Here is a 13,074-nt window from a genome sequence, read left to right as displayed (position 1 = left end):
TATTTGCCTGCTGTACGATTAAACATCTCCGGCTATTTAGACGGGTTCGTTCTCTGATACACCCTCTCCGGCCTTCCGACTGTCCCGTATGAAATATCTGCGATCATTTCTCCTTTGCCTACAAAATATTCCAAGTAGCGCCTTGCGGTCGTACGGCTAAAGCCGGCCCTCTTGCCAAGCTCCTCCGCCGTCAGCACCTCGGGGCAGCTCTGAATGATGGCCAGGATCTTCTCGCTCGTTATTTTATCGATGCCTTTAGGAAGATACGCGTCCTTGTCGCCTCTCTCGTTCGTGCCCCATAGCAGCTGATCGATGCCTTCTTGATCCACTTGTTTATTGGCTCCTCCGAGAAGCTGCATCTGCTGATGGTATCGCTGATAGGTTTTAAGCTTCTCTTGAAACCGCTCGAAGACGACCGGCTTAATCATAAAATCGTACACGCCTCCGCGAATGGCTTCACGCACCGTATCGAATTCCTTCGCAGCCGTAATAATAATGACATCGGTTAGCGGATTATTCTGCTGAATATGCTGCAGCAGCTCAAGGCCATTCATATCGGGAAAATAAAGATCGAGCAGCACAAGATCCGGCTCCAAAATGTCCAAATGCTCATCCGCCTGCTGCTTATCCGTAGCAATGCCCACCACCTCGAAGCCCTCGATCTTTTCTACGAAACGGCGGTTAATTTGTGCAATGCGAAGATCATCCTCAATGATGAGTACTCGTATCATAGCTATCTCCCCCTATCTTAGGAATTACGACGATAAAAGCAGCGCCCCCCTCTGGGCGGTTGCGGAAGCCGATCGTTCCCCTTAACTGCTGCACCGACTGCTGCACATTCGATAAGCCAAAGCCGCGATGCGACTCCCGCTTCGTGGAAAATCCAACCTCGAAGAGGCGACCTGCATCCTCCTCCGCAATGCCAGTGCCATTGTCGGAGATTTCAATGGTCAAATGAAGGCCTGCATCGCTGAGCAGCACCGTAATCTGCTTCGCTTGAGCGCTGGAAGCAAGCACGGAATCAAACGCGTTATCGATTAGATTGCCGATAACCGTGACGAGCTGATTGCGGCTGACTGCGCTGGGAATCGATCTGAAGGAGCTCCTTCTGTCGATTTCTAGATTTACCTTCAGCTCATTGGCGCGGTTGAATTTGCCGATTAGAATGCCCCCAATAATGGGATCTGGAATTTCGTGAAGCAGAAATTGAATCAGATTCTGATGCACATCCGTTTCATGGGTAATGAGATCCATGGCCTCTTGATAGGATTCCAGCTGGATGAGCCCATAAATCGTATAGAGCTTATTGGAATATTCATGCGACTGTGCGCGCAGCGCCTCCGTATAGCGCTTCACTTGGGTCAGCTCCTCGGTTAAGCGAAGCAGCTCCGACTTATTGCGGAAGCTTGATACCGCCCCGACAACCTGCTGCTGATGATTAAATATCGGCAGTCGATTCACCACCACGATATTTTCATTAATGACCATCTCTTGATCTCTCTCCGCCTCGCCTGATTTGATCACCTCGAGCAGCCGCGACTCCGGTATGATGTCTTTCACATGCCGCCCGGTAATCTCCAGCCTTTCATCCGGATCGATGAGCTTTAATGCCGTTTGATTGACAAGCGTAACGGTTCCTTCCGTATTAACGGCGATAATGCCCTCGTGAATGGTTTCAAGAATAGCTCTTTTCTCCTGATACAGCATGCCGATCTCCTTGGGCTCAAGCCCATGAATGGATCGTTTCACGCTATTGGCAATCGCGATCGCGCCGCCGCAGCCAACCATCAGCGCGATAGCCGCAAATAAGATCATCGCGTTGCGATAGGCTTGTGCCGAAGCTTCTATGTCTTTGACTAGAATTCCCACCGATACGATTCCTATAATTTGATTTTGATCGTTATAGATCGGCGTCTTCCCTCGCAAGGAGGGCCCCATGGACCCTACTGCTTTGGAAATAATCGATTGGCCCTGCAGCACAGGCCCATTGTCCCCGCCAACCATTTCCTTGCCGATTCGATCCGGTATAGGGTGCGCATAACGGATGCCCTCCTTATTCCCGATTACGATGTACTCGGCATCGGTCTCCATCCGTATTTTTTCTACAATCGGTTGGATGGTCGCTGATGGGTTCTCATCCTCAAACGCATCCACAATGACATCCATTAACGCTACCGTCTTCGCTATTTTTAAGGCGGAGGAGCCTACACTCTTCTCCAAGTTATTCACGAGCATTCTTTCAAAGCTGAAGGTCAATGCGATAATAATGATGAATAACAGACTGCCTATCAGCAAAATAAGCCTTGTTTGTAATCGCATACATTTTCCTCCTTGGCAAAACATTTATCTGATCGAGGATTCAGTTTCTCTATTGTAAGCTACATGCTTGCCGGAATATAGACCTTAGTGTCCCTTGTGCCCATAATTTATATGAACAAAATTAACAATATAATTGTTTTTCAACTTATATCGTTATTCTTCTCAAGCCAAATACGCGATGCTAATATGAATGCATAGATCAGGTAAGCGCTTTCATAAATCTGGCGTTACCTGTTTGACTCCAAAGGAGGAATAGAAATGAGACTGAAATCTGCTCATTGGAAAACGATAGTAGCGTCCGCATTAGTCGCGGTTAGCCTTACAGCTTGCGCATCAAATGGCGGGGGCGGGAGCTCAGCTGATTATCCGAAAAAGCCATTTATTATAACAGCCCCTTCAGGAGCCGGCGGCGGATGGGACAAAACGGCAAGGTCTCTAGCCAAGGTGCTGGGCGAAACGAAGCTGATCGAACAGACAATAACGGTTGAGAACAAGCCCGGCGGCGGCGGCACCGTATTTCTCGGAGAATACGTGGCGAAAGACAGCGACGACCCTTACAAGCTGTTTGTAAGCTCGCCTCCGCTTCTCATCAACAATCTCAAAAAAGAAGGAAACAGTCCTTACGGATACAAGGATGTTACTCCTTTAGCGCAAATCACGAAGGACTTTGGCGCAATCGCGGTAAACGCTACTTCCAAATACAATGATCTAGCGGCGCTGATTGCCGATATCAAGGCAGATCCTACAAAGGTTACGCTTGCAGGCGGATCGGCTCCGGGCTCCATGGACCATTTGATCAGCGTGCTGCCAGCCTTCAAATCAGGCGTTGATCCGAAAACGGTGAAATACTTGTCCTATGACGGAGGCGGCGAAGCCATTGCCGCTTTGCTCGGCAACAATGCCGATGCGATCGGCACCGACATTTCCTCGCTCGGCAGCTACTTGAAGGCCGGCAAGATCAAAATTCTTGCGGTTACCTCCAACGAGCGATTGGGCGGCGACTTTAAAGATATTCCTACGCTAAAAGAGCAAGGGCTTGATGCGGAATTTACGATATGGCGCGGCGTATTTGGCCCGAAAAACATGACTAAGGAGCAGGCAGCATTTTGGGACAGCAAGCTGAAGGAGCTTTCTGAGAATGAAACGTGGCAGAAAGAGCTCACGGCAAACGATTGGGCAAGCGACTACAAAAATGCCGCTGACTTCAAAGCCTTTCTCGATGAGCAAGAAGGCGATGTACAAGAGCTGCTGACGGCGCTCGGCATGCAAAAATAATCGAATCAACAAGGGAGGAGGCTGGTCTTCCTCCCTTTCCGTTTCCTTAACTTCATTACAGGAGGTGCGCATCATGAATAAAGTGTTCGATCGCTATGCCAGCATCCTTTTTCTGCTGCTAGGTATCGGGTTTATGTGGAAAAGCACGGAAATTAGCGCAGCAGCCTACGGCAGCACGGTAGGCCCGAATATTTTCCCCTTTGCCCTTGGAGCACTGCTCGTCATTTTAAGCCTGCGCTTATTTTATGAAGTATTGAAGGCTAAAGACTCGGGCAGACGGGAGGGGAAGCTCGACTACAAACGATTTCTAATCATCTTTGCTGCAGCATTCCTGTATGCCTTTTTCTTAGAAACGATCGGCTATCTCATTGGAACATTCCTCTTCCTGCTAATCAGCTTTCAAGTGCTCGAACGAGGAAAGTGGATCAAATCGATTTTGATCTCCGGACTTTTTTCCGCAGGTGTATATATCATCTTTGTCGTCATACTGGAAGGCTCCATGCCGGGCTTCCCGTCTTGGCTATCGTGAATTCGGAGGTGGATGAATGGAAACATTACAATTACTAGCGGATGGCTTTGCTACCGCCTTTCAATGGCATAATCTATTGTTCGCCTTCGTAGGCGTCTTAATTGGCACCGCTGTCGGGGTGCTTCCCGGCATAGGCCCGATGAGCGGCGTTGCCTTGCTTATTCCGATAACCGCATCCATGACCGGCGGACTGCCGCCGGAAGCGGCGGCAACCAGCTCCATTATTCTCCTTGCCGGCGTTTATTACGGAGCGATGTACGGCGGCTCAACGACATCCATTCTGCTCAATACGCCGGGTGAATCCTCTTCGGTTGTGACCACCTTGGATGGCTATCAGATGGCGAAGCAAGGCCGTGCCGGTGCTGCCTTATCGATCTCCGCGATCGGTTCTTTTGTAGCTGGCGTATTTGCTGTCATCGCGCTTATCGTGCTGGCAGAGCCTTTATCGAATGTTGCGATTAAATTCGGCCCATCCGATTATTTCTCCTTAATGCTGCTTGGGCTATGCGCCGTCAGCGGCTTGGCGGGCAAGTCGATTACGAAAGCGTTAATTATGACGGTGCTGGGCTTGCTGCTCGCAACGATCGGGATGGATACGGTATCTGGCGTTGCCAGGTTTACGTTTGGCATGCCGCTGCTCTATTCCGGACTTGAATTTCTAACGATTGCGGTCGGACTGTTTGCTTTGGGCGAGGTGTTCAAGACCATCCTCGAGAGTGACTATACCGCTGGAGCAACGACAAAGATTGGACGTATTTTCCCGACGAGGAAGGATTTGAAGGACAGCGCCGGGCCGATTGCCCGCGGCTCGATTTTGGGTTTCTTTATTGGTATTCTGCCTGGCGCAGGCGCTACCTTGGCTTCATTCTTCAGCTACATTATGGAGAAAAAGCTAAGCAAAAACCCCGAGAGCTTCGGCAAAGGCAACATCGCTGGCGTAGCAGCTCCAGAATCAGCGAATAACGCCGCATCCGGCGGTGCCATGATCCCTTTGCTCACGCTTGGCATCCCTGGATCAGGTACAACCGCTATATTGATGGGTGCTTTGATTATGTATAACATTCAGCCAGGCCCTTTGTTATTTGAGGAGCATCCGCAGGTCGCTTGGGGACTGATTGCCAGCATGCTCGTCGGAAACCTGCTTCTGCTGGTATTGAACATGCCGCTTGTGAAGGTGTTCGCCAAAATCATTCAAACACCGGCCAAATATCTTATTCCGATCATTATTGCGATTTCGATCTTTGGCGTATATGCCGTTCAAGCCCAGGTATTTGATCTGATGCTGCTGCTTGGCTGCGGTGTTGCCGGCTTCTTTCTTGCTCGGAATGATTATCCGCTCGCACCACTTGTGCTTGGCCTTGTTCTAGGGCCGATGATTGAGAACAATATGCGCAGAGCGCTGACGACCTCTAACGGCGATTTTATGATTTTTGTACAGAAACCGCTTTCGCTCGTATTCTTAATCATCGCGGCGCTTTGGATTTTGATTCCCATTCTATTGAAGAAAAAAGGAAAAGAAGTTGTCCTCAACGAGGAAGGCTAACGCTAGATTGCCATAAACACACTTCAGATGGAGGTAGCCATGGAAAACAATAGGCACGGCGGGAAAAGCATTATTGTCAGGCTCGAAATGAACACGAATGAGGTACATTTCGGCCGAGTTGCATCGTCCATATTCGAAGCTGGCGGAGATATCGTGGCCATCGACGTCATTCAGACTAGTCAAACGGTTTCGGTCCGCGATATTACGATAGCCGTAACCGATTCGATCGATATCGATATTATTACAGACCGCATTAAGGATATGAGCGGCGTGCGGCTGATCAACCTATCTGATCGAACCTTTCTGCTCCATCTTGGCGGCAAAATCGAAACGAAGCTGAAATCACCGATCCAGAACCGCGATGACCTGTCCCGGGTATATACGCCTGATGTAGCCCGCGTCTGCATGGCCATTCACGATGAGCCTAGGAAAGCATTTACGCTTACCATAAAAAGAAACACCGTTGCCGTTATATCGGATGGGAGCGCTGTGCTAGGGCTTGGCAATATCGGCCCCTATGCCGCCATGCCCGTCATGGAAGGGAAATCGATGCTGTTCAAGCAGCTCGCAGACGTCGATTCCTTTCCCATCTGCTTGGATACACAGGATACCGAACAAATTATAGCCATTATCAAAGCTATCGCTCCCGGCTTCGGCGGCATTAATCTGGAGGATATTTCATCGCCCAGATGCTTTGAAATCGAGCAAAGGCTTCGCGAGGAGCTGGACATTCCCGTCTTTCATGATGATCAGCACGGCACTGCCGTCGTGCTGTATGCCGCTCTCATCAATGCCTTGAAAATCGTGAACAAATCCATTCATGAGATTAAGGTGGTGGTGTGCGGGATCGGGGCAGCCGGAATCGCCTGCAGCAAAATTTTATTATCGGCAGGCGTTAAAGACATTATTGGGGTGGACCGGCAAGGCGCTTTGGCTGCAGGAATCGACTATGACAACAAGATGTGGCAATGGTATGCGGAGAATACGAACCCGAATCGCGTGCAAGGCTCTTTGCATGAAGTGCTTCGAGGTGCGGACGTATTCATCGGACTTTCCTCAGGAGGATTGCTAAGCCGGGAGGATGTGATGACGATGGCGGACAACCCCATTGTTTTTGCAATGGCAAACCCCGTGCCCGAGATCAAGCCCGAGCAGGTTGAAGATATTGTCGCAGTGATTGCGACCGGCCGCTCCGATTATCCAAACCAGATAAATAATGTCCTCTGTTTCCCTGGTATATTCCGTGCCGCCTTGGATTGCAGAGCAACGACTATTAATGAAGAGATGAAGCTAGCCGCTGCTGAGGCCATCGCCTCTGCCATCTCCGATGAAGAAAGAAGCCGCCATTACATTATTCCAAGCGTCTTTAATCAGAATGTCGTGAAAGCGATCCGCGATCTCGTCATTCAAGCAGCTATTAAGACAGGCGTCGCACGAAGAATACCGCGTGAGTATAGATAATTCGCCAATCCTACATGTTGAACGGAGGTTATAGCATGAGCTCTAACATTCGAGCAATCGTCGATATTAATCAAACAGCCGCCGAATATAAATCAAGCATCGTACTCCGCATCAGCGACAACAAATACATCGATGTCAAAAGCATTCTTGGCCTAAGCTTCACCCTTTACCAAAACCATGAATATAAATTAGAAATTCACGGCCCGGATGAGACGGAAGCAAAACACGCCATGGTTGAAGCATTCAAGAAGCATCATCTTTATGTGCAGGTTAACGAGTAAGTGGCTTCTAATAAAAAAAAATAGCGGCGCTGCTCTCCAGAAGGAGAGCAGCGCCGCTCTACATTAAAACCGAAGCGGTTATGGCAGGTCTCGGATGCCTGTATTCGCTTTCACTAAAATCTCGTCGTATTTCGCATCATCCCGCTTAGAGGATAATAGCGTTCCAACTATCGCGCCTAAGAAACCTAAGGGAATCGAGATAATGCCTGGATTGGTTAGATCGAAAATCGGTTCGCCGACCAAAATCGCTTTCCCAGCTACAGGGTTCCATACGTTAGGGCTGATCGCCACCAAAATAATCGCACTTAGCAGTCCTGTCAGCATGCCGGTAACCGCACCCGCTGTGTTGAATCTTCTCCAGAAGACGGTGAAGATAAGGACCGGCAGGTTCGCGCTCGCTGCAACCGCAAACGCTAATGCCACAAGGAAAGCCACGTTCATTTTCTGAGCAAACAATGCGAGAATAATGGATAGGACCGCAACGCCAACGGATGCCAGTCTAGCCATGCGCACCTGTTCTTTCTCCTTCACATCACCTTTTTTAATAATGTGGCTGTAAAAGTCATGCGCAAACGCAGATGCCGCAGAGAGCACCAAGCCGGCAACGACAGCCAGAATAGTTGCGAAAGCAACCGCTGAAATAAACGCAAACAGGAATTCGCCGCCTAGTGCCTTAGCTAGGAGAGGAGCGGCCATGTTGCCAGCAGCATTTACTTCTACAATCGCAGCCTCACCGACGAATGCCGCGGCGCCAAAACCGAGAAACAGCGTCATCACGTAGAACAAGCCGATAATCCAAGTCGCCACGACAACCGATTTTCTTGCCGTTGGCGCGTCTTTTACGGTAAAGAATCGAATTAAGATATGAGGCAATCCCGCAGTACCCAATACAAGCGCTATATTTAGTGAAATCGTATCCAAGCTGTTTTTGAATTTATTGCCTGGATTCAAGAAAGCTTCCTTGAGCGGCGTTGCAGTACGCATCTCATTAAACATATGGCCGATATTGAAGTCGAATTTGGAGAAAACAATCATGGAAATGATAAACGTACCACCTACCAGCAGCACGCATTTTATAATTTGTACCCAGCTTGTTGCGGTCATACCGCCAAAAACGACGTAGACCGTCATCAGCACGCCTACTATTAGCACCGCCGATGTGTAGCTAAGGCCTGGGATTAGAAGCTTGATGAGGGCACCCGCTCCGACCAGTTGGGCAATCATATAGAAAATGGATATCACAATCGAATTTAGTGCCGCGACTCCGCGAATCTTCTTGTTATTGAATCGCTCCGCGATCATGTCTGCCATTGTATACTTTCCCAAATTCCGCAGCGGCTCGGCTACGAGATATAGGACGACCAAATAGGCGACGAGAAACCCGATGCTATAGAAAAATCCGTCAAATCCATATAACGCGACCATCCCGGCAATGCCAAGGAAGGAAGCGGCGGACATGTAATCGCCTGCAATAGCTAGTCCATTCTGCCAGCCGGTCAATCCACCTCCAGCTGTGTAAAACTCACTCGCTGTTTTTGTTTTTTTGGAAGCATAATAGGTGATGACTAGCGTACCAAGCACGATGACCAAAAACAACAGGAATGCTGTATTCATAGATCAGCCGCCTTCTTTCCCCGTATGATGAACTTCGCTCTTGATCTGGTCACACATGTTGTCAAACTCGACTGACTTCCTGCTATAGAGAGAACATAAGACCCAAGTCATTATAAACTGGGCAAATGCAAATACCCAGGCCCAAGAAATCGAACCAATAGCAGCATTATTCAATACTTTAAAATAAGACGTTAAAATGGGAAGGGTAAAATAGAATGCGAGAAAAAAAACGGTGATTGGTACGATGAACCTTTTCTTCTTAGCCATCAGCTTGACGAACAGCTGAGATCGGGCGATATCGCTGTAAGTGAGTTTGCCCTTCTGCAAAAGAATCCCTCCCTGATTAAGGAAATTATGTTTTTGTAAGCACTTTAATTATATCTCGACTCTTGAATTAGCACATTATTTTGGCGTGAAATGTCGAATTTCATGCCCTAAATACAAAAAAACAGTCCTGAACGGACTGTTTCTCCAACTGGGATGTTATTTTCCCTGTAATAACAGGAGCATATCTTTAATCTCATTTCGGGATACGGGAATTTTTGTCTGCTCGGGAAGCTTAATAACAGCGTTGTATGCGCCGTTAAACCAGGGCTCGATCTCCTGAATGAAATTCAAGTTCAACAAATAACTGCGATGCGGTCTGAAAAATGCCGATCCAAGGCGGTGTCCCAGCTCATGGAGCGTTTGCTTCGATGTATATGAACGACCGTCTGCCATGTAGATACGGGTGTATTTCTCCTCCTTAACCGCATACACGATCATATCTGTATCCAGAACCATGATTCGATCATAGCCCTCAACAAGGAGCTTGCTGTGTGTTAAGCGGCAGCCCTCCTTCGCTGGAACAGCAGCATCTTCATTAAATTCGTTCTCCACTTGCTTTCTCGTACCCGATTTCCGCTCGCGGAGTCGATCTATGGTCTGACGAAGCCGCTCTTCCCCATAGGGCTTGAGCAAATAATCAATCGCGCCGATCTCGAAAGCCTCCAGAGCATATTGCTCGCTGGCTGTTGTAAAAATAACGAAAGGGTGAAAATCGAGGTCATGAAGGAGGCGTGCCGTTTGAAAGCCATCTATGCCCGGCATCTCGATGTCCAGGAATAGAGCATCCGGCTTGAAGTCCCGAACGTGCTTAACCGTCTCCATCCCGCTGGATGCAGTTGGCAAAAGCTCAATATCCAGCTCCTTAGATAACAAGCCAATGAGCTTTTCCTTTGCCAAATGCTCATCTGCCGCGATTAGGACCCGAAGCTTCATGCTGCATTCCCTCCGTTATCTCGTTTGATCACTATTCTGGCATTCGATTTTCAGACGCTTGGCGTTATTTAGTATTTCCGAAAAGGGCTCCATACATGACGATTCAGATGGTGCAAGAACGGAATCTTAGGGCATCCGATAGCCGATGCCCTATAATCAGTTGCTATTATAATTTGCGTTCGAACGTAAACTTGGCACGATCGCCTCTAAATATTTCATGTGAATATTCGACTGGTATATTGCCTGTCGAGTAAGTGACCGTATTCAGAAGAAGGCTTGGAGCCCCTATGGGAGCGCTCAAATGCTTGCTGATGGCTTCATCGATTAAGATAGGCTCAATCGATTCTACGCAGTGGGACAGCTGAATAGAAAATTTCTCTCTCATCAGCGCGTACAGAGAACCAGAGCATTCTTCCTTCGTAAGTCCCGGCGTCACCTTCCATGGGATATAGGTGATGGAGAATAATAAGGGGAGGCCATCTGCATATCGTATTCTTTCCAGCCGAAACACCGGATCATTTTCAGCAATTTCCAATTTTTTTGTTAATCGCTTGTCCGCAGAAACAACGGTAAGATCGACAACTTCCGTATCGATTTGTTGGCCGCGTCCCTTTAAATGCTCATTAAAGCTGCGGTAGGGGGCAACGGACTGCTCTATTTTGGGCAAAGAAACAAAGGTTCCCTTCCCTTGGATTTGATAAATATGACCTTCTAATTTAAGTTGGCTTAATGCCTGCCGGATAGTCGTGCGGCTTACGCCGAACTTCTCGCATAAATCGGATTCTGTAGGAAACTGCTCCCCAGGTGTATATTTTCCTTCGTCAATCATATCAAGCAGTTTTTCCTTCACTATATAATAAAGCGCTATGCCGTCCTTTTTCATGATTACGATTAACCTCCGAATATAAAATTACATCTAACATCATACCATGAAATTTGTCATTACAACAATATAAGCCATATAGAAAGCGCATTCATCCGGAATGCAAACTATTTTTTTAATCCATAATTTCAATCTCACGCTTAATCGTTGTTATAAAACATCACATTGAAAAGAAAATAAAAAAAGACACCGTTTTCATTATCTGCTAAAAATTATTAATGTTATGATAGTTGACACATTTTTTGAATCGTACTATACTCGGTTTATCAAAATACCGAACTTTCAGACTGTTGTATCTAAATTTGTCATTATAACAACATGAATTACAGAAATTCATATCAAATCATTTTGATAGCCTCCATGGAGATCCAAGGAAAATACAGGAAAATGGTTTCGTTCTCATTAAATTTGTTACTACAACAAAATGAATTAAATGAATTCGTATTGCATTGAGAGGGGGGATATTTGCAGCTAAGCCATATTTTTTTGTTCATTTTTATCTATCTAGGGGACTCATAACTTGCGGAGGTGTACGAATGAAGAAGAAATGGAAAGCGTTGATGGTTGCTACACTGTGCTTGGTACTGCTGGCTGGTTGCAGCGGTGCACCTAAAACGGGAACAACTGCAGCGGAAAACAACAGCAAAGGCAATAACGGAGAGACTGCGGCAGCAAGCGAATTGGATTGGAGCAAGACAGACGATCCCTCGTTGAAAGGCCAAGAAATCAATGTGCTTTGGGCGGTATCTAAAGGTGCTGAAAGCCCGCGCGTCGGCATGGTAAAGAAATTTACAGATAAAACAGGAATCAAAGTCAATATTATCGGCGTTGATTACAACTCCCTATACTCCAAAATTACCGTTTCCGCTTTGTCGAACTCAGCAGATCTCGATGTTGTAGAGATGGATACCATCTGGGCTGGTCAATTTTTAGAAGGGAACTTGGCTGAAGATTTAACGGATGTGATCCCTCAAGATGTACAAAGCCAGTTCACGCCATCGTCCCTAAGCTCCGTAACCTATAATGGACGGCTAGCTGCGATCCCTTGGTATTCAGGAACAAAGCATTTCTACTGGAACAAGGAGCTTTTGGCTAATGCCGGCATTACTCAACCTCCAAAAACATATGATGAGTTCCGCGAGGTTTCGAAGAAGCTTACAGGTAACGGCATCTATGCATCCGGTTGGTCCTGGAAGCAATCCGAAGCACTCATTACCGATTATGTCAGCTTGACCTATGCATTTGGCGGAAAATTCTTTAATGAAAGCGGCAAGCCTGCCTTCAATCAAGGCGGTGCACTTGATGCGCTGAAATATATGGTTGAAATTCTTAACACGGACAAGACGGTAGATCCAGCAAGCTTGCAATGGTCAGAGGAAGATGTAACGCGTGCATTCGCAGCCGGCAAGCTCGCTATGATCAGCTCATGGGAAGGCCGTTACCCTGATTTGAACGATCCAGCAAAATCCAGCGTTGTGGACAAAACAGATGTTGGTCTAATGCCTGGTCAAGGCGATGTCGTTTCCGCAGCAGTAACAGGCTCCGAGGGCCTGGCTATCATGAAGAGCAGCAAGCACAAACAAGCGGCTCTGGCTTTCTTGAAATGGATTGGAGAAAGAGAATACCAATTGGATGAATATGTAATCGAGGGCCAATATCCCGTTCTGCAAAGCTTGTACTCAGATCCCGAGCTTCTAGCGGCTGATAAAACAGGTACAATCAAGAAAATTTCCGAGCAGTACAACTACGGTCATGACCGTCCGAATGCTCCTGGTTACGTTCACTGGTCCGACCTTCTATCCGCTGAGCTTCATCAAGCGCTCTTGGGACAAAAGACACCGGAAGAAGCTTTAAATGCAGCTACAGAAAAAATCGAGAAAGCCATTGCAGAATCAACGAAATGATAAAC

General features: G+C 47.5%; 12 protein-coding genes. 6 read left to right on the top strand and 6 right to left on the bottom strand.

Annotated features, from left to right (window positions below):
• Positions 1-32 precede the first annotated feature (32 nt).
• The gene (locus tag HI950_RS25975; protein ID WP_169084144.1) at positions 33-731 is read right to left on the bottom strand and encodes a response regulator; all 699 of its coding nucleotides are present in this window, start codon (positions 729-731) and stop codon (positions 33-35) included.
• Positions 709-2,319 carry an ATP-binding protein gene (locus tag HI950_RS25970; protein ID WP_169084143.1) on the bottom strand — a complete coding sequence of 537 codons (1,611 nt, stop codon included), beginning with the start codon at positions 2,317-2,319 and terminating at the stop codon, positions 709-711. Before HI950_RS25970 ends, HI950_RS25975 begins: the two co-directional genes overlap by 23 nt.
• Positions 2,320-2,577: 258 nt before the next feature.
• Here HI950_RS25970 and HI950_RS25965 point away from each other — a divergent pair, with 258 nt between their 5' ends.
• The 5 genes from HI950_RS25965 (at position 2,578) to HI950_RS25945 (ending at position 7,408) form a co-directional block, all read left to right on the top strand.
• Complete coding sequence (locus HI950_RS25965) at positions 2,578-3,594, top strand: Bug family tripartite tricarboxylate transporter substrate binding protein (RefSeq protein ID WP_169084142.1); 1,017 nt, start codon at positions 2,578-2,580, stop codon at positions 3,592-3,594.
• Positions 3,595-3,667: 73 nt separating this feature from the next.
• Positions 3,668-4,123, top strand: coding sequence for a tripartite tricarboxylate transporter TctB family protein (locus HI950_RS25960; protein WP_169084141.1), 456 nt, complete (start codon positions 3,668-3,670; stop codon positions 4,121-4,123).
• A 16-nt stretch (positions 4,124-4,139) separates the two neighbouring features.
• Positions 4,140-5,666, top strand: a complete 1,527-nt coding sequence (locus HI950_RS25955; RefSeq protein ID WP_169084140.1) for a tripartite tricarboxylate transporter permease — start codon at positions 4,140-4,142, stop codon at positions 5,664-5,666.
• A 39-nt stretch (positions 5,667-5,705) separates the two neighbouring features.
• Entirely contained in the window at positions 5,706-7,127 is a 1,422-nt protein-coding gene (locus HI950_RS25950; protein WP_169084139.1) for an NAD-dependent malic enzyme, read from the top strand.
• A gap of 35 nt (positions 7,128-7,162) precedes the next feature.
• Positions 7,163-7,408 (top strand): HPr family phosphocarrier protein, encoded by a 246-nt coding sequence (locus tag HI950_RS25945; protein ID WP_169084138.1) that lies wholly within the window; start codon positions 7,163-7,165, stop codon positions 7,406-7,408.
• A gap of 78 nt (positions 7,409-7,486) precedes the next feature.
• Here HI950_RS25945 and HI950_RS25940 read toward each other — a convergent pair whose 3' ends face one another.
• The 4 genes from HI950_RS25940 to HI950_RS25925 form a co-directional block, all read right to left on the bottom strand.
• A complete protein-coding gene (locus tag HI950_RS25940) occupies positions 7,487-9,022 on the bottom strand; it encodes a solute symporter family protein (RefSeq protein WP_169084137.1) in 1,536 nt (511 codons plus the stop codon).
• A gap of 3 nt (positions 9,023-9,025) precedes the next feature.
• Positions 9,026-9,349, bottom strand: coding sequence for a DUF485 domain-containing protein (locus HI950_RS25935; RefSeq protein ID WP_223285505.1), 324 nt, complete (start codon positions 9,347-9,349; stop codon positions 9,026-9,028).
• Positions 9,350-9,505: 156 nt separating this feature from the next.
• Complete coding sequence (locus HI950_RS25930) at positions 9,506-10,282, bottom strand: LytR/AlgR family response regulator transcription factor (RefSeq protein ID WP_169084136.1); 777 nt, start codon at positions 10,280-10,282, stop codon at positions 9,506-9,508.
• A 166-nt stretch (positions 10,283-10,448) separates the two neighbouring features.
• Positions 10,449-11,165, bottom strand: a complete 717-nt coding sequence (locus tag HI950_RS25925) for a GntR family transcriptional regulator (RefSeq protein ID WP_169084135.1) — start codon at positions 11,163-11,165, stop codon at positions 10,449-10,451.
• A gap of 536 nt (positions 11,166-11,701) precedes the next feature.
• Here HI950_RS25925 and HI950_RS25920 point away from each other — a divergent pair.
• Positions 11,702-13,069 (top strand): extracellular solute-binding protein, encoded by a 1,368-nt coding sequence (locus HI950_RS25920; protein WP_169084134.1) that lies wholly within the window; start codon positions 11,702-11,704, stop codon positions 13,067-13,069.
• Positions 13,070-13,074 lie beyond the last annotated feature (5 nt).

The organism is Paenibacillus sp. PL91 (assembly GCF_012935325.2).
Taxonomy (GTDB): Bacteria; Bacillota; Bacilli; order Paenibacillales; family Paenibacillaceae; genus Pristimantibacillus.
Note: the sequence above shows the minus strand (reverse complement) of the source record. Positions and strands in the feature narration are given on the sequence as shown.

Coding starts and splice junctions, on each gene's coding strand:
- HI950_RS25975 (WP_169084144.1), bottom strand. CDS start 731: ATGATACGAGTACTCATCATTGAGGATGATCTTCGCATTGCACAAATT.
- HI950_RS25970 (WP_169084143.1), bottom strand. CDS start 2,319: ATGCGATTACAAACAAGGCTTATTTTGCTGATAGGCAGTCTGTTATTC.
- HI950_RS25965 (WP_169084142.1), top strand. CDS start 2,578: ATGAGACTGAAATCTGCTCATTGGAAAACGATAGTAGCGTCCGCATTA.
- HI950_RS25960 (WP_169084141.1), top strand. CDS start 3,668: ATGAATAAAGTGTTCGATCGCTATGCCAGCATCCTTTTTCTGCTGCTA.
- HI950_RS25955 (WP_169084140.1), top strand. CDS start 4,140: ATGGAAACATTACAATTACTAGCGGATGGCTTTGCTACCGCCTTTCAA.
- HI950_RS25950 (WP_169084139.1), top strand. CDS start 5,706: ATGGAAAACAATAGGCACGGCGGGAAAAGCATTATTGTCAGGCTCGAA.
- HI950_RS25945 (WP_169084138.1), top strand. CDS start 7,163: ATGAGCTCTAACATTCGAGCAATCGTCGATATTAATCAAACAGCCGCC.
- HI950_RS25940 (WP_169084137.1), bottom strand. CDS start 9,022: ATGAATACAGCATTCCTGTTGTTTTTGGTCATCGTGCTTGGTACGCTA.
- HI950_RS25930 (WP_169084136.1), bottom strand. CDS start 10,282: ATGAAGCTTCGGGTCCTAATCGCGGCAGATGAGCATTTGGCAAAGGAA.
- HI950_RS25925 (WP_169084135.1), bottom strand. CDS start 11,165: ATGAAAAAGGACGGCATAGCGCTTTATTATATAGTGAAGGAAAAACTG.
- HI950_RS25920 (WP_169084134.1), top strand. CDS start 11,702: ATGAAGAAGAAATGGAAAGCGTTGATGGTTGCTACACTGTGCTTGGTA.